General features: G+C 65.2%; 24 protein-coding genes. 18 read left to right on the top strand and 6 right to left on the bottom strand.

All coding sequences use genetic code 11. The features are described from left to right. Nucleotides 1-29 precede the first annotated feature (29 nt). A complete protein-coding gene (locus tag ACT6UX_RS15880; RefSeq protein ID WP_444776132.1) occupies nucleotides 30-1,640 on the top strand; it encodes an ABC transporter substrate-binding protein in 1,611 nt (536 codons plus the stop codon). A 40-nt stretch (nucleotides 1,641-1,680) separates the two neighbouring features. Here the strand turns inward: ACT6UX_RS15880 and ACT6UX_RS15875 are convergent, their stop codons facing one another. The 3 genes from ACT6UX_RS15875 to ACT6UX_RS15865 all read right to left on the bottom strand — a co-directional run bounded on the left by ACT6UX_RS15875 (nucleotide 1,681) and on the right by ACT6UX_RS15865 (nucleotide 4,517). Further along, a complete protein-coding gene (locus tag ACT6UX_RS15875) occupies nucleotides 1,681-1,941 on the bottom strand; it encodes a hypothetical protein (protein WP_444776131.1) in 261 nt (86 codons plus the stop codon). 2 nt (nucleotides 1,942-1,943) lie between these two features. Continuing rightward, entirely contained in the window at nucleotides 1,944-3,236 is a 1,293-nt protein-coding gene (locus ACT6UX_RS15870; RefSeq protein WP_444776130.1) for an adenylosuccinate synthase, read from the bottom strand. Between the two features lie 117 nt (nucleotides 3,237-3,353). Next, entirely contained in the window at nucleotides 3,354-4,517 is a 1,164-nt protein-coding gene (locus ACT6UX_RS15865; RefSeq protein ID WP_444776129.1) for an ATP phosphoribosyltransferase regulatory subunit, read from the bottom strand. 99 nt (nucleotides 4,518-4,616) lie between these two features. Here ACT6UX_RS15865 and ACT6UX_RS15860 point away from each other — a divergent pair, with 99 nt between their 5' ends. The 11 genes from ACT6UX_RS15860 to ACT6UX_RS15810 all read left to right on the top strand — a co-directional run bounded on the left by ACT6UX_RS15860 (nucleotide 4,617) and on the right by ACT6UX_RS15810 (nucleotide 13,225). Continuing rightward, nucleotides 4,617-5,573 (top strand): glycosyltransferase family 2 protein, encoded by a 957-nt coding sequence (locus tag ACT6UX_RS15860; RefSeq protein WP_444776128.1) that lies wholly within the window; start codon nucleotides 4,617-4,619, stop codon nucleotides 5,571-5,573. Then, the gene (locus tag ACT6UX_RS15855) at nucleotides 5,570-6,313 is read left to right on the top strand and encodes a class I SAM-dependent methyltransferase (protein WP_444776127.1); all 744 of its coding nucleotides are present in this window, start codon (nucleotides 5,570-5,572) and stop codon (nucleotides 6,311-6,313) included. Before ACT6UX_RS15860 ends, ACT6UX_RS15855 begins: the two co-directional genes overlap by 4 nt. Nucleotides 6,314-6,323: 10 nt before the next feature. Next, the gene (locus ACT6UX_RS15850; protein ID WP_444776126.1) at nucleotides 6,324-6,593 is read left to right on the top strand and encodes a cupin domain-containing protein; all 270 of its coding nucleotides are present in this window, start codon (nucleotides 6,324-6,326) and stop codon (nucleotides 6,591-6,593) included. After that, nucleotides 6,593-8,245: a hypothetical protein gene (locus tag ACT6UX_RS15845; protein ID WP_444776125.1), complete on the top strand. Its 1,653-nt coding sequence runs from the start codon at nucleotides 6,593-6,595 to the stop codon at nucleotides 8,243-8,245. Before ACT6UX_RS15850 ends, ACT6UX_RS15845 begins: the two co-directional genes overlap by 1 nt. A 104-nt stretch (nucleotides 8,246-8,349) precedes the next feature. Beyond that, a complete protein-coding gene (locus tag ACT6UX_RS15840) occupies nucleotides 8,350-9,513 on the top strand; it encodes a phosphoserine transaminase (protein ID WP_444776124.1) in 1,164 nt (387 codons plus the stop codon). A gap of 125 nt (nucleotides 9,514-9,638) precedes the next feature. Beyond that, entirely contained in the window at nucleotides 9,639-11,222 is a 1,584-nt protein-coding gene (serA, locus tag ACT6UX_RS15835) for a phosphoglycerate dehydrogenase (RefSeq protein ID WP_444776123.1), read from the top strand. A gap of 7 nt (nucleotides 11,223-11,229) precedes the next feature. Then, complete coding sequence (locus ACT6UX_RS15830) at nucleotides 11,230-11,658, top strand: hypothetical protein (RefSeq protein WP_444776122.1); 429 nt, start codon at nucleotides 11,230-11,232, stop codon at nucleotides 11,656-11,658. A 122-nt stretch (nucleotides 11,659-11,780) separates the two neighbouring features. After that, complete coding sequence (locus tag ACT6UX_RS15825; RefSeq protein ID WP_444776121.1) at nucleotides 11,781-12,023, top strand: hypothetical protein; 243 nt, start codon at nucleotides 11,781-11,783, stop codon at nucleotides 12,021-12,023. A 45-nt stretch (nucleotides 12,024-12,068) separates the two neighbouring features. Further along, on the top strand, nucleotides 12,069-12,335 hold the full coding sequence (locus ACT6UX_RS15820) for a carboxymuconolactone decarboxylase family protein (RefSeq protein ID WP_444776120.1): 267 nt from the start codon (nucleotides 12,069-12,071) through the stop codon (nucleotides 12,333-12,335). Between the two features lie 32 nt (nucleotides 12,336-12,367). Continuing rightward, nucleotides 12,368-12,847 (top strand): hypothetical protein, encoded by a 480-nt coding sequence (locus ACT6UX_RS15815; RefSeq protein ID WP_444776119.1) that lies wholly within the window; start codon nucleotides 12,368-12,370, stop codon nucleotides 12,845-12,847. Between the two features lie 54 nt (nucleotides 12,848-12,901). After that, entirely contained in the window at nucleotides 12,902-13,225 is a 324-nt protein-coding gene (locus ACT6UX_RS15810; RefSeq protein ID WP_444776118.1) for a hypothetical protein, read from the top strand. A 14-nt stretch (nucleotides 13,226-13,239) separates the two neighbouring features. On the opposite strand, the gene ACT6UX_RS15805 is transcribed toward ACT6UX_RS15810, so the two are convergent. Next, entirely contained in the window at nucleotides 13,240-14,217 is a 978-nt protein-coding gene (locus ACT6UX_RS15805; protein ID WP_444776117.1) for a Bug family tripartite tricarboxylate transporter substrate binding protein, read from the bottom strand. A 111-nt stretch (nucleotides 14,218-14,328) separates the two neighbouring features. On the opposite strand from ACT6UX_RS15805, the gene ACT6UX_RS15800 reads away from it, so the two are divergent. Together ACT6UX_RS15800 and ACT6UX_RS15795 are read left to right on the top strand one after the other, a co-directional pair. Continuing rightward, entirely contained in the window at nucleotides 14,329-15,051 is a 723-nt protein-coding gene (locus tag ACT6UX_RS15800; RefSeq protein WP_444776116.1) for an NUDIX hydrolase, read from the top strand. Between the two features lie 5 nt (nucleotides 15,052-15,056). After that, nucleotides 15,057-16,025: a radical SAM protein gene (locus ACT6UX_RS15795; protein ID WP_444776115.1), complete on the top strand. Its 969-nt coding sequence runs from the start codon at nucleotides 15,057-15,059 to the stop codon at nucleotides 16,023-16,025. Nucleotides 16,026-16,034: 9 nt separating this feature from the next. Here the strand turns inward: ACT6UX_RS15795 and tcuA are convergent, their stop codons facing one another. Then, nucleotides 16,035-17,525, bottom strand: a complete 1,491-nt coding sequence (gene tcuA, locus ACT6UX_RS15790) for an FAD-dependent tricarballylate dehydrogenase TcuA (RefSeq protein WP_444776114.1) — start codon at nucleotides 17,523-17,525, stop codon at nucleotides 16,035-16,037. A gap of 47 nt (nucleotides 17,526-17,572) precedes the next feature. On the opposite strand from tcuA, the gene ACT6UX_RS15785 reads away from it, so the two are divergent. Both ACT6UX_RS15785 and ACT6UX_RS15780 read left to right on the top strand, forming a co-directional pair. Then, on the top strand, nucleotides 17,573-18,220 hold the full coding sequence (locus tag ACT6UX_RS15785; RefSeq protein WP_444776113.1) for a hypothetical protein: 648 nt from the start codon (nucleotides 17,573-17,575) through the stop codon (nucleotides 18,218-18,220). A gap of 15 nt (nucleotides 18,221-18,235) precedes the next feature. Further along, nucleotides 18,236-19,426: a CaiB/BaiF CoA transferase family protein gene (locus tag ACT6UX_RS15780; RefSeq protein WP_444776112.1), complete on the top strand. Its 1,191-nt coding sequence runs from the start codon at nucleotides 18,236-18,238 to the stop codon at nucleotides 19,424-19,426. A 33-nt stretch (nucleotides 19,427-19,459) separates the two neighbouring features. Here the strand turns inward: ACT6UX_RS15780 and ACT6UX_RS15775 are convergent, their stop codons facing one another. Beyond that, the gene (locus tag ACT6UX_RS15775; protein ID WP_444776111.1) at nucleotides 19,460-20,332 is read right to left on the bottom strand and encodes a LysR substrate-binding domain-containing protein; all 873 of its coding nucleotides are present in this window, start codon (nucleotides 20,330-20,332) and stop codon (nucleotides 19,460-19,462) included. 98 nt (nucleotides 20,333-20,430) lie between these two features. On the opposite strand from ACT6UX_RS15775, the gene ACT6UX_RS15770 reads away from it, so the two are divergent. Both ACT6UX_RS15770 and recA read left to right on the top strand, forming a co-directional pair. Then, nucleotides 20,431-21,399 carry a sodium-dependent bicarbonate transport family permease gene (locus tag ACT6UX_RS15770; RefSeq protein ID WP_444776110.1) on the top strand — a complete coding sequence of 323 codons (969 nt, stop codon included), beginning with the start codon at nucleotides 20,431-20,433 and terminating at the stop codon, nucleotides 21,397-21,399. A gap of 205 nt (nucleotides 21,400-21,604) precedes the next feature. Then, nucleotides 21,605-22,675 (top strand): recombinase RecA, encoded by a 1,071-nt coding sequence (gene recA / locus ACT6UX_RS15765; protein ID WP_444776109.1) that lies wholly within the window; start codon nucleotides 21,605-21,607, stop codon nucleotides 22,673-22,675. The last annotated feature ends 110 nt before the right edge of the window (nucleotides 22,676-22,785 follow it).

Below are 22,785 nucleotides of genomic sequence, written 5' to 3'. Positions count from 1 at the left end.
GCTGGGGAGCTGACTTCAGGAGCACATGCATGAGCCTTCGCCGATTCCGTCTCGCTGTGGCATTGGCCGCCGCGTCCCTGCTGCCGCTATCGGCCGCGCAGGCCCAGGAGAAGACGCTGCGCATCGCCATGACGGCGTCGGACATCCCGACCACCACCGGCATGCCGAACAACGGCTTCGAGGGCATGCGCTTCCTGGGCTTCCCGATCTTCGAGGGCCTCGTCCTGTTCGACCTGTCGAAGTCGGACCAGCTTGCCACTCTGAGGCCCGGCCTTGCCGAGAGCTGGAAGCAGGCGCCCGACGACAAGAAGACCTGGATTTTCAATCTTCGTAAGGGCGTGAAGTTCCACGATGGCACCGACTTCAACGCCGACGCGGTGATCTGGAACCTCGAGCGAATCTTCAACAAGGACAGTGCGCAGTTCGAGGCAAACGCTGCCGGCATCATGCGCTCCCGCGTGCCGATTCTCGCCAGCTACAAGAAGATCGACGACAACACGGTGGCTCTCACGACGACCGTCGTTGCCTCCTATTTCCCGTGGATGGTGCCCTACATCCTCACCGCCTCGCCGACGCAGTGGGAAAAGGCCGGCAAGGACTGGAACAAGGTCGCTGCCGCCGGGGGCGCCGGCACCGGACCGTTCAAGATCACCAAGGTCGTGCCGCGCCAGTCGGTCTCGTTGGGCCGCAACGACGGCTATTGGGATGCCGGAAAGAAGGCCAAGGTCGATGCGGTCCTGTTGCTGCCGATCCCTGAGGCCAACACGCGCCTGGCGGCGCTGCGCTCGGGGCGGGTCGACTGGATCGAGGTGCCGCCGCCGGACGGTATTCCCTCGCTGAAGCAGGCGGGCTACGTGATCTCGACCAACTCCTACCCGCACGTCTGGCCGTGGTTCTACAACATGGCCGCCAAGAACAGCCCGCTGGCCGACGTCCGCGTGCGCCAGGGGCTGAACTACTGCATCGACCGCAGCGCCATCGTCTCGATGCTGAACGGTACCGCCGAGCCTTCGGTCGGCTGGCTGAAGCCAACGGATGCCGCGTTCGGCAATCCCGTGAATCGCTACACGTTCGATCCGGCGAAGGGCAAAAAGCTGTTGGCCGAGGCCGGGTTCACGCCGCAGAAGCCGCTGTCCTTCAAGGTCATGATCTCGACGTCGGGTTCGGGTCAGATGCTGCCGCTGCCGATGAACGAGGCATTGCAGGAGAACCTGAAGCAGGCCTGTGGCGTCGACGTCCAGGTCGATGCCGTCGAGTGGCAGGTGCTGCTGAACGCCAGCCGTGCCACGCCCGATGCGCCGTCGCTCAATGGGGCGATGGCCCTCAACGTGAGCTCGCCATCCAGCGACGTCGGCATGATGTACCGCTACTTCGCCGCGGCGAATTTCTCGCCGATGGGGTCCAACTTCGAGCAGTGGAACGACGAGAAATTCGAAATGGCGCTCAAGACCCTGGCCGAAGCAACGGACGAGGCGACGATCCTGCAGAACTTCAAGGTGGCGCACGAGCGGCTGGTCGACAACCCGCCGTGGCTTTACATCGTGCACGACCTGAACCCGCGCGCCTTCAGCAAGAACGTGCAGGGCTTCGTCCCGGCGCAATCCTGGTTCGTCGACCTGACGAACGTCAGCTTGAAGTAGGGGGTGACGTGAGGCTTGGCTGTCCGCTGGCGCGCTCGCGTCAGCGGGCGCAGAGCTTCGGGATCTTCGACAGGATCTCGATCGAGCAGGTCTCGGTCGGGAAGAGGGCCCAGACGGCGGCCAGGATGACCGCCAGGAAGATGAAGGGCCGCAGCACGCGAAACACGACCGGCAGCAGAAGCTGCAGGACCCAGTAGGCGAGGAGCAGGCCCACGACCACGGCGAGCACGCGGTACTGCATGGTCCAGCTGTCCCAGGGACCGAGATTTGCGCGTGCCAGCAGTTCGTTGAGGTATTCCACGATCAATCGCGGAACGGATCGGTCATCAGGATCGTATCCTCCCGCTGCGGGCTGGTGCTGAGCAGCGCCACCGGGCAGCCTACCAGTTCCTCGACGCGCCGCACGTACTTGATGCAGGTCGCCGGAAGTTCGGCGAAGGAGCGGGCACCCTGGGTGCTTTCGCTCCAGCCTTCGAATTCTTCCCAGATGGGTTTCAGCTTGGCCTGAGCGCCCATGGTGAAGGGAAAGCGCTCGATGCGCTTGCCGTCGAGCTCGTAACCGACGCAGACCTTGATGATCTCCTCACCGTCCAGGACGTCGAGCTTGGTGAGAGCGATGCCGTCGATCCCGTTCAGCTTCACCGCCTGGCGCACCATGACGGCGTCGAACCAGCCGCAGCGCCGGCGACGGCCGGTGTTGGTGCCGAATTCCTTGCCGCGATCGCCCAGACCCTGGCCGATCTCGTCGGTCAGTTCGGTCGGGAAGGGGCCGTCGCCGACGCGCGTCGTATAGGCCTTGGCGATCCCAAGCACGTAGCCCACGGAGCCGTTGCCCATGCCGCTGCCGATCATGGCCTGCGCCGCTACCGTGTTGGACGAGGTGACGTAGGGATAGGTACCGTGATCGATGTCGAGCATCGTGGCCTGCGCGCCCTCGAACAGGATGCGCTTGCCGGCGGCGCGCAGCCCGTCGAGGCGCTCCCAGACATCTTCCGCGAAAGGCAGGATCTTCGGCGCCAGCTCGAGCAGCTCGGCGGTCAGCTGGGCGGCGTCGATCTGCGGCTGGCCCAGGCCCGTGCGCAGGGCGTTGTGATGCGCCAGCAGCGTATTGACCTTAAGCGGCAGCATGTCCGGTTCGGCGAGATCGCCGACGCGAATGGCTCGGCGGCCGACCTTGTCCTCGTAGGCGGGGCCGATGCCGCGGCGTGTCGTCCCCACCCGGATGACGCCGGGCGCATCCTCGCGCCAGCCGTCGAGGTCGCGGTGCAGCGGCAGGATCAGCACGGCGTGATTGGCAATCTTCAGGCTGGCCGGTGTCACAGACAGGCCTTGCTCGGTGACCTTCTTCACTTCCTCGAGGAAATGCCACGGGTCGATCACCACGCCGTTGCCGATGATCGAGAGCTTGCCCGGGCGGACCACGCCCGACGGCAGCAAGGCCAGCTTGTAGGTCTGGTTGCCGATGACCAGCGTATGGCCGGCATTGTGACCGCCCTGGAAGCGCACCACGACCTCGGCGCGCTCGCTCAGCCAGTCGACGATCTTGCCCTTGCCTTCGTCGCCCCACTGGGCGCCGATCACTGCCACATTGGCCATTGCATTTTCCTTCGGCCGGTTCCCTTCAGACACGAAAACGCCTCCCCGGGGCCGGTTCCGGAGAGGCGTGATGTCGGATAGCACTTCCCCTCGCCCGGAGCGAGGCGAAATGCATCCTCAGAGGGGAACGGCCTGGCCGTCGATCAGCGCGTGGCTGCAGCGCAGGCGCTTTGCTTCGGTGCGGGGCTCGGGTGCTGCGACCACGGCACGCACGACGGCGTACCCTTTTGCCTGCCAGAGGGCCGCGTCGTCCCACCGCGTTCCCATCCCGACATAGAGCCGCGGCCGCTCGGGCGGCGGCTCGGAGGCCGCCAGCACTGCATCCATGTAGACGGTGAAGCCGGTTGCCGGCTCGCTGACCCCGTCCTCGGGGTAGCCCGCGGAATAGCGCCCCCCGCGAGCCAACTCCTCCCGCCCCTTGAGGGCGAAAACCGAGAAGGAGACGCCGGTCTGGTACTCGAGGCCGCGATACTCCACCGGATCGATCGTCAGCGGCAGGTCCGGCTCGGCCGCGACGATGAGCTTCACCACGTCCGCAAGGCGTGCCGCCTCGGCGGCGGCCGCCTCGGGAAGGTCCAGCGCCCCCAGCTGGGCGATGCCCTTGTCGGCGGGGCCGGCGGCACGGAGCAGGCCGGCGAAGAGAGCCGCCACCTTCGTGTCGTCGGCGGCCTTGGCGATGCCGCCTTCGTCCTTGCGATCGAGTGCCCGGCGCAGGCGACCGAGCGTCTCGTCGGGCTGGTTCAGTCCGTTGGCCACGGCGGCGACCAGCGTCGGCAGGTTGAGATCGACCGTGAGGTCGGAAACGCCGATCGTTCGCAAGGTTTCGACCGCCAGAAGCACGGCCTCGGCATCGGCCTCGGCACTGTCGACCCCGATCAATTCGGTGCCGACCTGGGCGAACTGCCGCTCCGGCTTGAGTGCGCTGCCGCGTACGCGGATCACGTTGCCGCCATAGGACAGGCGCAGCGGCCGCGGCTCGTGCTTCAGCCGGGTCACGGCGATGCGCGCGACCTGGACCGTCATGTCGGGACGCACGCCCATCATGCGCTGCGAGACCGGATCCATGAGGCGGAAGGTCTGCGAGGCGAGCGCGGCACCGGGTCCGCCCAGCAGCGATTCCTCGAATTCGACCAGCGGCGGCTTCACCCGCTCGTAGCCGAAGGCGGCGAATCGTTCGATGGCGATGTCGATGGCGCGTGCTTCGCGCGCCGCGTCGGGAGGCAGCAGGTCGGCGAGCCCTGCCGGCAGCAGGCCGCGATGGTCGTTGTCGTTGGACGTCATGATGCCGCTTGATAGCCGATTGCGCCGCGCTTGGGGAGACGGGGAAGACGGGAAGGGCGGCTCGTTTTCCCGCCGCGCATGGGTTATTGCTCCCCCGCTATGAAATCCGCACCCCGCCCGGCCGTTTCCGTGGTCGCGCCCTGCTACAACGAGCAGGACGCCCTGCCCGAATTCCTGCGTCGGATCGGCGCCGTCCTGGACAGGCTCGGGGGCACGAGCGAGGTCGTACTGGTCGACGACGGCTCGCGCGATCGCACCTGGGAGGTCATGGAAGAGGCGGCCGGTCGCGATCCGCGGCTCGTCGCGGTGCGGCTGATGCGCAACCATGGTCATCAGCTGGCGCTCACCGCCGGCTTATCGGTGTGTCGGGGCGAGCGCATCCTGATCATCGATGCCGACCTGCAGGATCCGCCGGAACTGCTGCCCGACATGATGGCACTGATGGATGGGGGGGCCGACGTCGTCTATGGACAGCGTCGCCAGCGCGAGGGTGAGAGCCTGTTCAAGCGCGCCACCGCCGCCGCCTTCTACCGCCTGATCGCGCGGCTGACCGACGTGCAAATTCCGCCCGATGCCGGCGATTTCCGCCTCGTGACGCGCCGGGTGCTGGACCTCTTGCTTGCCATGCCCGAGCGTCACCGGTTCATTCGCGGCATGGTGGCCTGGATCGGCGGCCGGCAGGTGCCGCTCGTGTACGATCGTCACGCGCGGGTGGCGGGCGAGAGCAAGTATCCGATCGCCAAGATGGTCCGCTTCGCTGCGGACGCCATCACCTCCTTCTCGGTCGTGCCTCTGATGGCCTCGATGACCATCGGTTGGATCATGGCGGCCCTGGGCTTCGGCTTCTTCATCTACTCGATCGTGGGCTGGTGGGGTGGCCACACGCTGCCGGGCTGGACGTCGCTGATGGCGGCGGTCGGCCTGCTGGGCGGGATGCAGTTCCTGATGCTGGGCGTCATCGGCGCCTATCTCGGTCGCCTCTACGACCAGAGCAAGGGCCGGCCGCTGTTCATGATCCGCGACATCGTCGGCGGCCAGGACGGAGGGCCGACGTGAGCGCGTCCGATCCGCCGTCCTGGTCGGGCGAGCCGGCGGAATTCGACGACTACGCTGCCGAATACGAGGGCGGCCTCGACAATCCCATCAAGCGCCTGACGGGCAGCTCACCCGACCAGTTCATCGCCGTGAAGGCACGCTGGCTGCTGCGCAAAGAGCCTGCGCTGTCGACCGGCGGGCTTTCGGTGCTTGATTACGGCTGCGGCATTGGCAGCCTGATGCGTGTGCTGATCGGGCTGGGCGGCAAGGGCGCGTTCACCGGTTGTGATATCTCGACCGGCATGCTGCGGCAGGTCGAGCGCCGCTGGCCGCGCGACCTCGGCACACCGCCTGAACTGGCCCCGCAGCAGGGCGCCCGCACGCCGTTCGCCGATGCAGCCTTCGACATCGTCATGATCAGCGCCGTCCTGCATCATGTACCGGTCGCGGAGCGGCCGGCGGTCTATGCCGAGCTCGGCCGCGTGCTGAAACCGGGTGGCCGAATCTACGTCTTCGAGCACAATCCGCGCAATCCGCTGGTGCCCTACGTCATCGCCCGCACGCCGATCGACCGCAACGCCATCCTCCTCGACGCGGGCGAGGTCCGGCACGGTTTGCTCGGCGCGGCGCGGTACGAACTCGATACCGACTATTTGATGTTCATGCCGCCCGGCCTGGCATTTCTCCGGCCCATCGATCCCCTGCTGGCCTGGCTGCCGATGGGCGCGCAATATGCCGTCACGGCCCGCAAAGCGGCTTGAGGAGGGATGGATGGATCGCAAGGCTTTCGAAACCGAACTGAAGCGTGACGGCTATGATGAAATCCTCACCGGCACGACCCAGGGTCCCAAGCACAATGCCGAGCACAGCCACCCCTACGACGTGAAGGCGATGGTGATCGACGGTGCCATCACGCTCGCCTGGCAGGGCAGGACGCAGACCTTTCGTCCCGGCGACGTCTTCACCATGGCGCGTGGCTGCTCGCATACCGAGACGTTCGAGGCCGATGGCGCCGTGACCCTGGTCGGCCGCAAGCACTAGTGACGAGGACGACGCCCGCCTGGCAGCTCCTGCTTGCCTTCGCGCTATCGCTGTCGACCCTGTGTGTGCTCATCGGCTGGCTGCAGAACGTCCACATCATCAGTTCGAACGGGATGTACAAGAGCATCCAGGCCGAACCCTGGATCACGAGCCCGTCGACCGCGCGGCTCGACCCGTCGAACTATCTGTTCTTCCCCCTGTATGGCGTCAGCGCTCGATTGTTGGACGCTTTAGGCATCCTGCGCGGCGTGCCGTGGAAGCAGTTCGCCTATCTCAATGCCTTCTGGGCGAGCCTCGGCACGGTCGTCATCTACGCCTTCGCGCATCGGCTCACGGGGAGCGCGCTCGTAGCGGCGCTGGCATCGGTGTTCCATCTGGGCTGCGGGTTCGTCTTGCTGCTGTCGGTGATCAGCGAAGACATCATGCCGGGCTATGTGTTCGTCCTGGCTTCGATGGCGCTGGCCGGGCTCTGGTTCGACCGGCCAACGTGGAAACGTGTCGCGCTCGTCGGCATGCTGTTCACCCTGGGCTGGCTGATCGAATGGCGGTTGATGTTTCCGACCCTGCCGGCGCTCGTGCTCGCGCTGCTGGTGGCGCCGGAGCCGATGCGGCGACGCCTCGGCCACGTTCTCGTGCTCGTCGCCGCGATCCTCGCGACGTCGGGCGTCGTTCAACTCTCGTGGGAGGGACATAACGGCGCCATCGGTCTGCATGACATCCTGTGGACCGGGAAGGGCGTGGCCACGGGCTGGGCGGGCGTGAGCTGGGACAAGGCCTGGATGATGCTCTCCGGCGTCGGCAACTACCTGCTGCTGGTCGGTGGCTTCGTCGATCCGCGCTCGGCGCGCGAGGCCGCAATGCCGCTGTCGCTTTCCGTCCTGGTGCAGGCGGCGACCTTCGTCGCGAGCGTTTCTCTGCTGTGGCCGCGCCGCCACGAGCCGCGCCTGCGCGCGGTCGCCATCGTCTTCCTCGGTACATTGGGAGCAGGGCAGGTCCTCAACTTCTATTCCCAGCCGCAGGACCCGCAGATGCAGCTCAACGTCATGCCGTGGCTGACCGTGGCATGGGCGCTTCTGCTCGCGGCATTGCTTCCGGCGCGCCGGGACGCGGCTATCGCGCTTGCAGTCCTGTCGTTCGCGCCGTTCGCCTGGAACGTTTCGGCGCTCGCCAAGTGGCGCGGTGACGACCCGCGTTGGCTGGCGGCGACGGCCGCTCTGGAAAAGCGCTTTCCGCCGGCCTCCAGCGTCTTCCTCTATTTCGGCTACGAGCCGATCACGACCTGGAAGTATGCGTTGTGGAGCCGTACCTGGGATTGGGACAACACGGTCGCGATCCCGCCGGCACCGGCCGCCGATCCGAAGTTCAAGTGGATCGCCGTCAATGCCGGCGCGATCCGACATCCCGGCTGGACGGGGGCGGAGCATGCAGCCGCGCTCAAGCGAGACATCGACCTCGCACTCGATCGCGGCTATCGCGTCATCGTCTCCGACATGTGGGCATGGCCGGAGGATGTGCTGGCCGCCTATCTCGGCACCGTTTCAGCGTCGGGGCGTACCGATGCGATCTACCGCATGCTGCACGAGGACTTCCGCGCGATCGAAGTGTTCAGCGATCCGATCGCCGGCACCTATTACGAGTTGCAGCGCCGCTGAAGCGACACGCGACAATCTCTGCACATTGACGGCGCACTCGCCGGCCCGTATATCGGCGGCGGGCCACGCTCCCCCACCGGAGTGCATTTCTTCTGTAAGGGAGAATGACAATGACGAAGCCGTCCATGCGTCCTGCGCGTCCCGATTTTTCTTCGGGCCCCTGCGCCAAGCGTCCGGGTTGGACACCGGAAGTTCTCAAAGATGCCGCCGTCGGGCGGTCCCATAGGTCGAAGCTCGGCAAGAAGAAGATTGTCGAAGCGGTCGATCGTACGCGCTCGATCCTCGGCATCCCGGCCGACCATCGCATCGCCATCGTCCCGGCGTCCGACACCGGCGCGGTCGAAATGGCGCTGTGGTCGATGCTCGGCGCCCGCCCGGTCGACATGCTGACCTGGGAAAGTTTCGGCGAAGGCTGGGTCACCGACGTGGTGAAGCAGCTCAAGCTCAAGGACACTCGTACGCTCAAGGCGCCCTATGGGCAGATCGCCGATCTGAAGGCGGTCGACTGGACGCATGATGTCGTCTTCACCTGGAACGGCACGACCTCCGGCGTGAAGGTCCCGAACGGCGACTGGATCGCCGACGATCGCGAGGGCCTGGCGATCTGCGACGCGACCTCGGCCGTGTTCGCCATGGACCTGCCATGGGCGAAGCTCGATGTCGTGACCTGGTCCTGGCAGAAGGTCATGGGCGGCGAAGGTGCGCACGGCATGCTCGTCCTGTCGCCGCGCGCCATCCAGCGGCTCGAGAGCCACACGCCGGCCTGGCCGATGCCGAAGATCTTCCGCCTGACCTCGGGCGGCAAGTTCTCCGAAGCTATCTTCAAAGGCGACACGATCAACACGCCGTCGCTGCTGTGCATCGAGGACGCGATCGATGGCTTGAAGTGGGGCGAGAGTGTCGGCGGCCTGAAGGGCCTCATGGCGCGCTCCGAGGGCAATCTCGGCGTGCTTGAAAAGTTCGTAGAGCAGCGGTCCTGGGCTGCCTTCCTGGCGGCCGACAAGACGATCCGCTCCAACACGTCGGTCTGCCTGGTGATCAAGGCGCCCTGGTTCACGGCGCTGCCGGCTGACAAGCAGGCTTCGGCGGCCAAGAAGATGGGCGACCTGCTCGAGACCGAGAAGGCGGGGTACGACGTCGGCTCCTATCGCGACGCCCCGCCGGGCCTGCGCATCTGGTGCGGTGCGACGGTCGAGAAGGCCGATCTCGAAGCGCTGCTGCCCTGGCTCGACTGGGCCTACGGCGAGATCGAGCGCGAGTTCTCGTAGCGGGGGGCGCGCCATTCAAGGGCGAAGACTACTTCGCCCGAAGTGGCGCGATCTTCCCGGTCAACGCATCGCATGACGCGCCACTGGAGTGGCGCACCCCAAGCACAGGAATTTGGAGTCATCCCATGGCCAAGCCCAAGGTTCTCATCTCCGACGAGCTTTCCCCGCGCGCTGTCGAAATCTTTTCGGAGCGCGGCTGCGACGTCGACTTCAAGTCGGGCCTCAAGCCCGCCGAGCTGCGCGAGATCATCGGCAACTACGAAGGCCTGGCGATCCGCTCGGCCACTAAAGTGACGGCCGAGGTTCTGGCCGTAGCCAAGAAGCTCAAGGTCGTGGGCCGCGCCGGCATCGGCGTCGACAATGTCGACATCAAGGCCGCCACTTCACACGGCGTCGTCGTCATGAATACGCCGTTCGGCAACGCCATCACCACCGCCGAGCACGCTATTGCGCTGATGTTCGCCGTCGCCCGCCAAGTGCCGGAAGCCAATGCCAGCACCCAGGCCGGCAAGTGGGAAAAGAACAAGTTCATGGGCACCGAGCTCAGCTTCAAGACGCTGGGCCTGATCGGCTGCGGCAATATCGGCTCGATCGTCGCGGAGCGCGCCATTGGCCTGAAGATGCGCGTCGTGGCCTACGACCCGTTCCTGAGCGACCAGCGGGCCACCGAGCTCGGTGTCGAGAAGGCGACCTTGGAGCAGGTACTGGCCCGCGCCGACTTCATTACGGTGCACACGCCGCTCACCGAGCAGACGAAGAACATTCTCTCCCGCGCCAACCTGATGAAGACCAAGAAGGGCGTGCGCATCGTCAATTGCGCGCGCGGCGGCCTGGTCGACGAGCTGGCCGTCCGTGACCTGCTGGTCTCGGGTCACATCGCCGGAGCGGGCTTCGACGTGTTCGTCGAGGAACCGGCCAAGTCGAACGTCCTGTTCGGCGCGCCGAACCTCGTCTGCACGCCGCATCTCGGTGCCTCGACGGTTGAGGCCCAGGAGAATGTCGCCCTTCAGGTTGCCGAGCAGATGGCCGACTACCTGCTGACGGGTGCCGTCACCAATTCGCTCAACATGCCGAATGTCTCGGCCGAGGATGCGCCCAAGCTGGCGCCGTATCTCGATCTCGCCGAGAAGCTGGGCGCCTTCGCGGGCCAGCTCACCGACACCGACATCAAGGCCGTCTCGATCGAGTTCGAAGGCCAGGTGGCGAAGCTCAACGTCAAGCCGCTGACCCAGGTGGCGCTGATGGGCGTGCTGCGCCCGCAGCTCACGTCGGTGAACATGGTCAACGCGCCGGTGATCGCCCGCGAGCGCGGCATCGAGGTGGCAGAGGTCAAGCATGAGCGTGAGACCGACTACAATTCGATGATCCGCCTCTCGGTCACGACCGAGAAGTACACGCGCTCGGTCACCGGCACGCTGTTCGGCGGCAAGCACCCGCGCATCGTCGAGATCAAGGGCATCGAGATCGACGCCGAGTTCGCGCCGCACATGCTCTACATCACCAACGACGACAAGCCGGGTTTCATCGGCCGGCTGGGCACCTTGATGGGCGAGGGCAAGGTCAATATCGCGACCTTCCATCTCGGCCGCGACAAGCCCGGCGGATCGGCCATTGCGCTGGTCCAGGTCGACCAGCCGATCTCCGCCGACCTCATGGGCAAGATCGTCGGCATCGAGGGCGTCGTGCAGGCCAAGGCGCTGGGTTTCTAAAGCCGCTATGTCGTCGGCGCGTACCACCGCGTACCGCACTGTTGCGGCCTTCGTGATCGCGCCGATGATGCCGGCGGTGATCCTCGCTGGCGTCGTACTCGCCGTCGGGGGAGACGCCCAGACACTGGGCTATGCGGCGTTCGCGGGATACATTTCCTACCCGTTCGCGCTGCTGATCGGCCTGCCGTCCTACCTGGTGATGCGTCGCAGGCATTGGAACGGGCTGCGGGCTTATCTGCTCCTCGGCCTCGGGCTGGGAGTCTCGTTCGTGGCTCTCTTTGCCGCAGTGGCGGGCTTCGATGGGGATGCAGCCGACTCCGCCTGGTTGAACCTGCTCGCCAATCTCGCCTTTCTGCTGCCGTTCGTGCTCGCCTGCGCCGTCGCGTCGACCCTCGTCTTCTGGCTGATCGTCCGCCCTGACCTCCACCAGCCCTGAATGTGGTTCTCCGGGGCGATGCCAAGCCTTCGGCCGCCTCATGCGGATATGAGAAGATGTCCGTCGTGCCGCGGCAGGCTTCGACGTTAACGTTTGCGCCCTGCAGCCAGGAGGCGAGTTTCATGCCCCGTGTCAGCGAGATCGAGGAGGATGGCGGCGATTCCATCCTGAAGGCGGCCTTCGACCGGCAGCGCGAGATGTTCGGCGGCCTTCTGAATCCGACCAAGGTCATGGCGCACTGCCCGCCGATCCTGAAGGCGGCCGGGATGCTCGGTCAGTCGATCGAGGAGTCGGGCCTTCTGCCGAAGGGCCTGCCGGCGCTGCTCTACGTGCGCGTCGCGACGATCAACGGCTGTCCATTTTGAATTGATATCAATTCCAGCCGTGTGCTGGAGACGACGCAAGGCGGGATGGAGAAGCTGGCCGAGGTCACGACCTGGCGCGACAGCATGCTCTTCAGCGAGGCCGAGCGGCTGGCGCTCGAATATGCCGAACGCATTACGTACACCGACCGCAAGGTCGACGATGCGCTGGTCGATGACCTGAAGAAGCACTTCAGCGAGGCGCAGATCGTCGAGCTGACAGCCGCGATCGCGATTGAGAACTTCCGCTCCAAGTTCAATCCTGCCCTCGGCATCGAGGCACAGGGCTTCTGCATGGTGCCCAAACGCGGTTAGACTGGCAGCAACAACAGAAGCCGGTGGAAACGATGACCGAGACCGTCCGCTACAGGGACCGCACGAGGGACTATTATCGTGCCCTCGGCTATCCGTCCGATTATGTCTGGGCGCGGTTCGATGCGGTGCCGTTCGCGCCTCTGGCCAAGCCCTTGTCCCAGTTGAGGATCGGTCTCGTCACGACGGCAAGTCCGCCCGACCTCGGCAATCGCGATGCGTCTGGCACGCGGCAGGTCTGGTCGGAAGCAATTTCGTCGGCGCCGGCCAGGCTCTTCACCGACAACCTCGCATGGGACAAGGACTCGACGCACACCGACGACCGGGCCAGCTTCCTGCCGATCGAGGCCGTTCGGCAATGGGCGGAAGAGGGCCTGGTCGGGGGGCTGGCGCCGCGTTTCCACGGCGTGCCGACCGAGTACAGCCAGCGCAAGACGATGGAAATCGATGCGCCACAGGTTCTGGAGCGATTGCGGGCCGATGGCGCCGATGCGGCGCTGCTCTCGCCGCTTTGACCCGTCTGCCACCAAACCGTGAGTTTGGTCGCCCGTCATCTCGAAGCCAACGGAATGCCGACCGTCATTGTCGGCTCCGCTCTCGACATCGTCGAATATTGCGGCGTGCCGCGTTTCCTGTTCACCGATTTCCCGCTGGGCAATCCGTGTGGACCGCCGTGGCGGCAGGACCTGCAGCGCATGATCGCGCGGCAGGCGTTGGATCTTCTGCGCGATGCCGGTGCGGCGCGCACCACACGGCGGTCGGATGTGTCCTGGCCGTCCGACGACGAGTGGCGCCCGCGCTACGGGCGGGTGAAGCCTGAGGATGTCGAGCGCCTCAGGGCACTAGGCGAAGAGCGGCGGCGCCAGCAGGTGCAGGCACGGAAGCCGGGCTAAGCAGCTCCGCCCTGCTATTCCATCTGGACGTTGAGTTCGCGCAGCTTCTTGCCCCAGAAGGCATGCTCGTCGGCGACGAACTTGGCGAACTGGGCGCGGGTGCGGTAGGGCGGCATTTCCAGCCCGTCGCGCGCCAGGGCTTCCTCCCACTTGGGATTCTTCATTGCCTCCTTAGCGGCCTTGTCGATCTTGTCGAGGGTCTCCGGCGGGGTCTTGGCCGGGGCGAACAGGCCCTGCCAGCTAGTGACGACGACGTCGATCCCCTGTTCCTTGAGGGTCGGCACGTCCGGCATGGAACTCACGCGCTTGTTGCCGGTCACCGCCAGCGCCTTGAGATTGCCGCCCTTCACCTGGGAGACCGCCGGCGGGAGCGACGAGAAGTTCATGGTGATCTGGCCGCTGATCACGTCGGCCACCGCCGGTCCCGTACCCTTGTATGGAACATGGGTGATCTTGATGCCGGCCGCCTCCGCGAACAGCGCGCCGGCGAGGTGGTTGTTGCCGCCCACGCCCGACGACGAGAAAGTGAGCTTCTCGGGATCCTTCTTGGCCATCGCCACCAGTTCGGCAGCGTTCTTCACCGGCACCGAGTTACCCACCACCAGTACATACTGGTAGTCCGTGATCTGGCAGATGGGCGCCAGCGAGGCGAGGGTGTCGATCATGCCCTTCTGGACGTGCGGGTTGATAATCACGTTGGTGCCCACGGCGACGAACAGGGTCTGGCCGTCGGGCTTGGCGTTCGCGACGGCGCGCAATCCGATCGAGCCGGCGGCGCCGCCCTTGTTGTCGATGATGATCTGCTGCCCGATGACCGGCGTCATGACGTGCGCCAGCTCGCGGGCATTGATGTCCGTGCTGCCACCCGCGGCATAGCCGACGACGAAGGTGACCGGACCGGCCGGCCAGTTGGCCTGGGCGCGCGCGGCAGATGGCAGGAGCAGCGACGAGCCGCCGAGGGCCAGCGCATGGCGGCGGGAAATAAATGTCATGAGGTGCCTCCCGGTACCTGTCGATGTTGATTGGTACCTATCCGCCGGATGGCCAGTCCGCAAGCGCCTCTGCCGGGCTATTGATTAATATTCATATTAGATATATCTAGTATGGACATTATGGGTGCCGCGATGAAAATCAGAAAAGAATCTCGCTCCCTGTCGGATTTCGACAGGCCTTCCGTTGCCGTCGATCTGGTTCTGCTGACCATCGGCGCCAGAGGATTGAGCGTTCTTGCGATACGGCGTGATGATTTCGTCTCGGAAACCTGGGCACTCCCCGGCGGGTTCGTGCATATCCACGAGTCTCTCGACGACACTGTCAGTCGATTGCTTCGCGAAAAGGCGAGGCTTCCGGATGCCTTCGTCGAACAGCTCTTCACCTTCGGCCGGCCCGATCGAGATCCGCGCGGCCGGGTCATCAGCGTGGCGTATTACGCCCTCGTGCATGCCGAACGCCTCACAGGTTGCCTGGAAGGTTCGCACGATCTGGCGCTGGGGCAAGTCGGGCTGTCGGCGAATGAAGAGTGTGCATCGATCCTCTTTCCGGACGGAACGATGCAGCCGCTCGCCTTCGACCACGGCGAGATTCTGGCGACGGCCGTGAGGCGATTGCGGGGCAAGCTCGATTACAGTGCCGTCGGACTTGAGCTTCTGCCCAAACTGTTCACCCTCCGCCAGCTCCAGGAGGTTCATGAGGCAATTCTCGGCGGCCCGCTGGCAAAGCCGGCGTTCCGGCGCAAGGTCCTTGATCGCGGGTGGGTAAAGGCAACCGGCAAGTTCGAGACCGGTGCGGCGTTCCGACCAGCCGAACTCTATCGACGGGCAGGGTGAGCGAGATGATCATCGTCTGGCGGGTTCTGGAAACCTGCAACCTGAGCTGCCCCTTCTGTGCATATGATAAGCGGCTGTCGATTCCCCGGAACGTGGCGGATCCGGAGCGGATTTCCAGTTTCATCGATTTGCTCGGCAGATGGCGAAAGCACTCTGGGCAAGATGTCCTGGTCTCCTGGCTCGGGGGCGAACCCTTGCTGTGGAACCCTCTGGACGACCTGACGCGGCTTGCCCGCGCGAATGGTCTGGAGATTAGTACGACGACGAATGGCACCAGCCTGGGCAGCCCGAAGGTGAGGCGTCATCTGATGGAGTGCTACAAGGAAGTGACCTTCAGTGTGGACGGATTCTCCGACTTCCACGATCAGATGCGGGGGTGGCCGGGGGCGTTCAGCAAACTGCGCAAGGGCGTCAGGCTCCTTGCCGATGAGTGCAGCCGAACCGGCTCCAGGCTTCGACTGCGAGCCAATGTGGTCCTGATGCGTGGCAATATTGCCCGCTTTCCGGACCTCTGCCGCGAACTCGCTTCCTGGGGTATTTCGGAAATCAGCTTCAACCAGCTCGGTGGCCGCGACCGGCCTGAATTCTTTCCCGACAATAGGCTGATGCCGGGGGACGTCGAGGCGTTAAGGGTGCTGTTGCCGCCTTTGCGCAACGAATTGGCGGCAAGAGCCACGAAACTACTTGGAGGTGGCGCCTATCTCGATCGTATTCGGGACTCCGCATTGGAGATCGAGTTGCCGATCAACGATTGTCGTGTTGCCGAGCAGTTCCTCTTTATCGATGAACGCGGCTGCATGGCGCCCTGCAGCTTTGCCGTCGGTCACTTCGGTGTCCATGTCGGCGACATGCAAGATGTCGCCGACTTCGATGCATTGGCTGGAAGGCTCAACGCGCATCAACGCCATAACCCTTCGGTCAAATGTTTGAATTGCCGCAGCACGCAGCAATTCTCGAAGTTCGATGCGCGTTGAACCGGGTTCCTAGTTCTTCCCCGCGACGTACTTACCGGCGCCATCGCCCGCGAGCTTGCCCAGTACCGCGCCGGACACCAGGCCCGTGCCGCCGGGATAGTTGTGGTAGAACAGTCCGCCGACCAGCTCGCCGGCCGCGAACAGGCCGGGGATCGCGTGGCCGTCGGTGTTCTCGACTTCACCCTCGGTGCTGATCTTCAGCCCGCCGAAGGTGAAGGTGAGGCCGCAGGTCACGGCGTAGGCCTCGAACGGACCCTCGTCGATCGTGTTGGCCCAGTTCGTTTTCGGCACGGCAAGGCCCTTGGTGCCGCGGCCGTCCTTGACCGCCGGATTGAACGGCACGTCGGTCATCACCGCTTCGTTCCATTCCTTGATGGTCTTCAGGAACTGCTGCTCGTCGACGCCTTCGAGCTTCTTGGCCAACTCCTCGATCGTGTCGGCGCGGACCTTGGTCATGCGCTTGATGCGGTATTCGTCGCGCAGCTTGTCGAGCACCTTCGAGTCGAAGATCTGCCACGCGAACTGCTGCGGCTGGGCCAGGATCACGGCACCGTACTTGGCGTAGGTATAGTTACGGAAGTCCGCGCCCTCGTCGACGAAGCGCAGGCCGTTTGCGTTCACCATGATGCCGAGCGGGTAGGAGTGCTTCTGGAAATTGTCGCCGACATCGAGGTCGCCGAACTCCGGTGCATTCATGTCCCAGCCGACGGCATGGCCGCCCGACCAGTTGCCGTGCGGCTTGGCGCCGATCGCGAGCGCCATGTTGATGCCGGCGCCGGTGTTGAAGCGGGTGCCGCGCACCTTGGCGAGATCCCAGGTCGGGCCGAGATAGCGCGTGCGCATCTCGGCGTTGCTCTCGAATCCACCGCAGGCCAGCACGACCGCCTTGGCGCCGATCCTGACCTTGCGGCCCTTGTGTCGGGCGATGACGCCGCGCACGACGCCGTCCTCCTCGATCAGCGAGACGGCCGCGGTCTCGTAGTGGATGGGGATCCCGGCCTTGAGGGCGGCCTTGTGCTCGAGGTCGACCAGGCCCGGCCCGCCGCCCCAGGCCTCGACCGCGAGGCCGCCCCAGAACTTGTACTTGCCGTTCACCTTGAAGGCCTGGCGGCCGTAGGAGGGCTGGAACCGGACGCCCTTGGAGCGCATCCACTTCATCGTCTCGAAGGAGCGGCCGATCAGGATGTCGGTCAGTTCCGGGTCGCAGCGATAGTTGGTCACCCGGCCCATGTCGTCGAGATACTGGTCGGCGGTGTAGCTGCCGAAATCGACGTCGCGCCTCTCGTCCTCGGTGAGGTCATAGAGCTGCACGAGGTCGTCGACACCGTGGAAGACCACGCGCATCGCGCCGGCCGTGTAGGTGCTGTTGCCGCCGCGCTCGTCCTCGGGAGCCGCCTCCAGCATGGCCACCGAGGCGCCCGTCTCACGCGCCGCCAGGGCCGCACACGCTGCGGCATTGCCTGCACCAACCACCAACACATCGACCTGAAAATCGTCCACGCCTCGCTCCTCGATTCCGGCACCAAACTTGCGTTACAATAGGCGCAATGGGTGATCGTTTCGACCGTCTTGCAGCCCGCCATGCAAATGTCGAGGTGCTGCTACGCCGTCCCGGCATCGGGCACAATAACGGGCCGACTTTTGACATGTCCTGGGGTGCCTGGGTATGGCGTCGCGCTGCGGCCAAGGCTTGGAAGTCACCCAGCCCGGAAGTCGCGAAAATGCGTGTCCGGCGGGCAGAACGTCTCGGGATCACCTACAAGGAACTCACTGCCTCGTTGATGAACACCGGCGCCAATTTGAGCGCCGCTGTGATGCCGCTTTCGCTGGCCGCACGGGTCCGCCGTGGACCAAACCGCGAGATCATAGTGGAGCCGCGTAATTCGGTGGCTGCACTCGTGGCCCGGTTCGGGGGGCGCCTGTTCCTGCTGAGCGACATTGATGCCGTGCCGGCCCTCACCGAGGATGAGCGCGCCCAGTTCCTGTCGACCGTCAACCGCGCCCTCGACGGCAAGGTCGAGGCGATCGGCTGGGGCCATGATAGTAAGGCGATCCGCACGATGCTCAAGGCGAATGCCGTCCCGCATCAGGAGACATTCCTCGTGGGCGCCGGCGTCGGCCATCAAGTGCTGGGCGAGGCGGCGGGCCTGCCGTTCACCAAGGATATCGATACGTGGCTCGCCCCGACGGGGTGAGGTATCTGGTGAGGCATGACCTCATCGTTTGAACCGCCGCTCAAGGGCGTCCGCGTCGTCGAGCTCACCCATACGATTCTGGGACCGTCCTGCGGCATGATCCTGGCCGATCTCGGGGCCGACGTGATCAAGGTCGAGCCGGTCGATGGCGACCGCACGCGCAAGCTGCGTGGCTTCGGCGCCGGCTTCTTCGGCTACTTCAACCGCAACAAGAAGAGTCTGGCGCTCGACGCCGATTCGCCCGAGGGCCGCAAGGTCCTGGTGAAGCTGCTCGAGAAGGCCGACGTCCTGATCGAGAATTTCGCTCCGGGATCGATGGCCAAGCGCAAGCTCGGCCCCGCGGATCTCAAGAAGATCAACCCGCGGCTCGTCTATTGCGCGCTCAAGGGCTTCCTTCCGGGGCCCTACGAGAAGCGGCCGGCGCTCGACGAGGTCGTGCAGATGATGGGCGGGCTGGCCTACATGACCGGCCCGAGCGGCCGGCCGCTGCGCGCCGGAACCTCGGTGATCGATATCGTCGGCGGCATGTTCGGGGCCTTCGGCACGGTGCTGGCGCTGAAGCAGCGCGACCGCACGGGGGAGGGCGGGCTGGTCGAAAGCGCGCTGTTCGAATCGGTCGTCTTCCTGATGGGCCAGCATTTGGCAATCACCGCGATCAACGGTGCCGCGCCGCCGCCGATGCCGGAGAGGGTGAGCTCGTGGGCGGTCTACGAAATCTTCAACACGGCCGACGATCTGCAGGTCTTCGTCGGCATCACCAGCGACGGGCAGTGGAAGCGCTTCTGCGAATTTTTCAAGCAGCCCGAGTTGGCGGCGGATCCCAAGCTTGCCACCAACAACCTCCGCATCGAAGCTCGGCCGTGGCTGGTGCCGAAAGTCGCCGAGGTGTTCAAGGCCTACACCAAGGACGCGCTCGAGCAGATGTGCCTCGAGGCCGACATCTCCTTCGCGCCGGTGGCGCGGCCGCAGGACCTGTTTGACCACCCGCATCTGCTGGCCAACGGTTCGCTGGCCCCGACCACCCTGTCGGGCGGCGTGCAGACCCGTCTGCCGCTGCTGCCGTTCCAGATGATGGGCTGGCGGCCGCCGCTCGTGTCCAATCCGCCGGAGATCGGCCAGCACAATGACGAGGTGCTGGCGGAGATCGGTTACGACGCGGCGGGCATCGACAGGCTGAAGATGGCTGGGCTGCTCGGACCCAAATAGGCGCGCGACGAGGCGCGCCTCAAGAATACACCGTCAGATTCTCCCGACGTCTTCCAGCGAGCGCACGATGTGGTCGTGCAGTCGGCGGGCCGGCGCGCCCAGGCCGCGCGCAGCGAGGAGGGCGATCTCGGTATCGTGCAGGTCAGGCAGCATCGAGCGCCGTTCCACCACGGTGAGTCCGGCCGGCACCATGTCCTTGGGCAGCACCGTCACGCCGAGGCCGGCTTTCACGGCGGCGTGCTGGCCGGCCAGGGAAGCACAGCTGTACGCGACCCGCCAACGGCGGCGCGCGCGGTTCAGACTATCCGTGGCGCGCTTGCGGTAGACGCAGGGCGGCGGCGAGACGACGAGGGGCAGGGGGCCTTCCTCGGGCAGCGCCAGCTGGCTGGCCGCGACCCAGACCAGTGGCTCGCGCCACACGCGGACGCCCCGGTTGGAGCGCTCCGGCTCGCGCTTGACCAGCACGAGGTCGAACGCGCCTTCCCGGAAACGCTCGACGAGGGTGAGCGTAAGGTCGCACGTCACCTCGAGTTGCACGGCGGGATAGGCCTGGGCGAACCGCGCTAGGACCTGCGGCAGGTAGCTGGTGGCAAAATCCTCCGGCGTGCCCAGGCGCACGGTCCCGGCAAGAGCGGGCTGCGACAGGCTCGCGACCAGGCGATCGTTCAACTCGAGCATCTGCCGGGCATGGGGTAGGAGAGCGTCGCCCTCGGCGGTCAGGCGGACGTGTCGCGTCGCGCGGTCGAGCAGGCGTTTGCCGAGCCCGTCCTCGAGACGCTTGATCTGGAGACTTAGCGTCGACTGGCGGCGCAGCAGCGTTTCGGCGCCGCGCGTGAAGCTGCCGAGGTCGGCAACCGTTACGAACGCCCGCAGGAGATCGACGTCGAGATTGTGCAGCCGGGCCATGATTTATCAATTTTCCTGAAGACTCTGTCGCCAACTATCAATTTCCCGCTCAAGGCGCCACCGCCTAATGGAGGGCACCGAAAACTTCCGGGGCCCTCATGTCCTTCTTCGATCTCGCCGGCCAGAACATCCTCTCGCCGATGGTGTTGTTCTTCGTCCTCGGCACTGCTCTCAGCCTTGCCCGCTCCGACCTCTCCATTCCGGGCTCGGTGGCGAAGCTGCTGTCGCTCTATCTGATGATGTCGATCGGCTTCCGTGGCGGCGTCGAGGTCGCCCATCACGGGTTATCGGCGACTTTGGCGGCTGCGCTGGCGGCAGGCGTGATGCTGTCTTTCGCCATCCCGTTCGTGGCCTTTGCGCTCTTGCGCGGCACCACACGGCTCTCGGTTCCCGATGCGGCATCGGTCGCGGCCCATTACGGCTCGATCTCCGCCGTGACGCTGGTCGCTGTCACGAGCGCCCTCGGGCAGCTCGGCATTCCGTTCGAGGGCTATATGATTGCTGTCGCCGCAGCGATGGAGACACCGGCGATCCTGAGCGCTCTCTTCCTCGCGCGGGGCGGACAGGCGCAAGGGCGGGGGAGCGAGTTGGTGCGCGAGATCCTGCTGAACGGCGCGGTCGTCATGCTGCTCGGCTCGTTTCTGATCGGTGTCATCACCGGCGACCGGGGACAGGTGCTGCTCAAGCCCTTCCTCGTCGATGCCTTTCCGGGCTTCCTTTGCCTGTTCCTGCTCGACATGGGACTCGTGGCCGGCCGGGGGCTGCGCGACGAGCGGCGCTCGCTCTCGCTTCGGCTCGCGGCGTTCGCGATCGTCATGCCGCTGATCGGAGGTACCTGTGCGGCGCTGCTGGCGCCCTGGATCGGATTGTCCGCTGGAGGGATGGCCGTCTTCATCACGCTCGCGGCCTCGGCCTCGTACATCGCGGTCCCGGCGGCGATGCGCCTTGCCCTGCCGCAGGCCAACGCGGCGATCCCGCTCACGCTCTCGCTCGGCGTGACTTTTCCCTTCAACCTGCTGCTCGGCATTCCACTGTACATCTCGGTGGCGCGCGCGATCGGGGAATGAGAGGGATATGCTGGATTTTATCCACAGGGCCATTTCGGAACGTATCTAGAACTCATGTCAAGAATATTAGTTCTTTCAATGGTTTGTTTGTCCCATTGCGGATCGGAACAAAATGGGTACATTGGCGCCACGGGATGACCAGATCCGCTGCGGACTTATCCGCATTGCCGCTCCTGACAGGGGCATGGGAAGAAGGAGAAAGCCAATGTCGGCGATGCTCAAGGTGGTCGAAAAAGAAGGCATGGAAAGCAAGAACAAGGCGCTGGACGCCGCTCTCGCCCAGATCGAGCGCGCCTTCGGCAAGGGTTCCATCATGAAGCTGGGCCAGCGCGAGGCGCTGGAGATCGAGGCGATCTCGACCGGCTCGCTGGGGCTCGATATCGCGCTGGGCATCGGCGGCCTGCCCAAGGGCCGCATCGTCGAGATCTATGGACCGGAAAGCTCGGGCAAGACGACGCTCGCGCTGCACGTCATTGCCGAGGCGCAGAAGAAGGGTGGTTCCTGCGCCTTCGTCGACGCCGAGCATGCGCTCGATCCGGGCTATGCGAAGAAGCTGGGAGTCGACATCGGCAATCTGCTGATCTCGCAGCCCGACGCAGGCGAGCAGGCGCTCGAAATCGCCGACACGCTGGTGCGGTCCGGCGCTATCGACGTGCTGGTGATCGACTCGGTCGCCGCCCTCGTGCCGCGCGCCGAGCTCGAAGGCGAGATGGGTGACTCCCTGCCGGGCCTGCATGCCCGCTTGATGAGCCAGGCGCTGCGAAAGCTCACCGCGTCGATCTCCAAGTCGAACACGCTGGTGATCTTCATCAATCAGATCCGCATGAAGATCGGCGTCATGTTTGGCAGTCCCGAGACGACCACGGGCGGCAACGCGCTGAAGTTCTACGCCTCGGTCCGCCTCGACATCCGCCGCATCGGCGCGCTGAAGGACAAGGACGAGGTCGTCGGCAATGCCACGCGCGTCAAGGTCGTGAAGAACAAGGTGGCGCCGCCGTTCAAGGTCGTCGAGTTCGACATCATGTACGGCGAAGGCGTCTCCAAGGCCGGCGAGTTGATCGATCTCGGCGAGAAGGCCGGCGTCGTCGAAAAGTCGGGCTCCTGGTATTCCTACGACGGCACCCGCATCGGTCAGGGCCGCGAGAATGCCAAGAATTACCTCAGGGAGCACCCCGAGGTCGCCAATGCGATCGAGAACAAGGTGCGCGCCAATGCCGGCATCCTCGCCAACGCCCTGATGGAAGGCGGCAAGGAAGACGACGACGACGAGGAATAGCGGACCCCGATCCCTGTCTCGGGGGCCCTAAGGGCGGTACCGCACCCCACGCGCGGTACCGCCCATTTCTTTGGGCGCCGTGGCGCCAAAGAAATGGGCGGTGGCGGGCG

Source organism: Reyranella sp. (genome assembly GCF_052439685.1).
Classification (GTDB): Bacteria; Pseudomonadota; Alphaproteobacteria; order Reyranellales; family Reyranellaceae; genus Reyranella.
This window is presented reverse-complemented; position numbering and strand designations above follow the sequence as displayed.

What these genes read in the sequence shown, in the direction of transcription:
- ACT6UX_RS15880 (WP_444776132.1), top strand. Translation starts at nt 30, where the DNA reads ATGAGCCTTCGCCGATTCCGTCTCGCTGTGGCATTGGCCGCCGCGTCC.
- ACT6UX_RS15870 (WP_444776130.1), bottom strand. Translation starts at nt 3,236, where the DNA reads ATGGCCAATGTGGCAGTGATCGGCGCCCAGTGGGGCGACGAAGGCAAG.
- ACT6UX_RS15865 (WP_444776129.1), bottom strand. Translation starts at nt 4,517, where the DNA reads ATGACGTCCAACGACAACGACCATCGCGGCCTGCTGCCGGCAGGGCTC.
- ACT6UX_RS15860 (WP_444776128.1), top strand. Translation starts at nt 4,617, where the DNA reads ATGAAATCCGCACCCCGCCCGGCCGTTTCCGTGGTCGCGCCCTGCTAC.
- ACT6UX_RS15850 (WP_444776126.1), top strand. Translation starts at nt 6,324, where the DNA reads ATGGATCGCAAGGCTTTCGAAACCGAACTGAAGCGTGACGGCTATGAT.
- ACT6UX_RS15840 (WP_444776124.1), top strand. Translation starts at nt 8,350, where the DNA reads ATGACAATGACGAAGCCGTCCATGCGTCCTGCGCGTCCCGATTTTTCT.
- serA (WP_444776123.1), top strand. Translation starts at nt 9,639, where the DNA reads ATGGCCAAGCCCAAGGTTCTCATCTCCGACGAGCTTTCCCCGCGCGCT.
- ACT6UX_RS15830 (WP_444776122.1), top strand. Translation starts at nt 11,230, where the DNA reads ATGTCGTCGGCGCGTACCACCGCGTACCGCACTGTTGCGGCCTTCGTG.
- ACT6UX_RS15825 (WP_444776121.1), top strand. Translation starts at nt 11,781, where the DNA reads ATGCCCCGTGTCAGCGAGATCGAGGAGGATGGCGGCGATTCCATCCTG.
- ACT6UX_RS15820 (WP_444776120.1), top strand. Translation starts at nt 12,069, where the DNA reads ATGGAGAAGCTGGCCGAGGTCACGACCTGGCGCGACAGCATGCTCTTC.
- ACT6UX_RS15815 (WP_444776119.1), top strand. Translation starts at nt 12,368, where the DNA reads ATGACCGAGACCGTCCGCTACAGGGACCGCACGAGGGACTATTATCGT.
- ACT6UX_RS15810 (WP_444776118.1), top strand. Translation starts at nt 12,902, where the DNA reads ATGCCGACCGTCATTGTCGGCTCCGCTCTCGACATCGTCGAATATTGC.
- ACT6UX_RS15805 (WP_444776117.1), bottom strand. Translation starts at nt 14,217, where the DNA reads ATGACATTTATTTCCCGCCGCCATGCGCTGGCCCTCGGCGGCTCGTCG.
- ACT6UX_RS15800 (WP_444776116.1), top strand. Translation starts at nt 14,329, where the DNA reads ATGGACATTATGGGTGCCGCGATGAAAATCAGAAAAGAATCTCGCTCC.
- ACT6UX_RS15795 (WP_444776115.1), top strand. Translation starts at nt 15,057, where the DNA reads ATGATCATCGTCTGGCGGGTTCTGGAAACCTGCAACCTGAGCTGCCCC.
- ACT6UX_RS15785 (WP_444776113.1), top strand. Translation starts at nt 17,573, where the DNA reads ATGGGTGATCGTTTCGACCGTCTTGCAGCCCGCCATGCAAATGTCGAG.
- ACT6UX_RS15780 (WP_444776112.1), top strand. Translation starts at nt 18,236, where the DNA reads ATGACCTCATCGTTTGAACCGCCGCTCAAGGGCGTCCGCGTCGTCGAG.
- ACT6UX_RS15775 (WP_444776111.1), bottom strand. Translation starts at nt 20,332, where the DNA reads ATGGCCCGGCTGCACAATCTCGACGTCGATCTCCTGCGGGCGTTCGTA.
- ACT6UX_RS15770 (WP_444776110.1), top strand. Translation starts at nt 20,431, where the DNA reads ATGTCCTTCTTCGATCTCGCCGGCCAGAACATCCTCTCGCCGATGGTG.
- recA (WP_444776109.1), top strand. Translation starts at nt 21,605, where the DNA reads ATGTCGGCGATGCTCAAGGTGGTCGAAAAAGAAGGCATGGAAAGCAAG.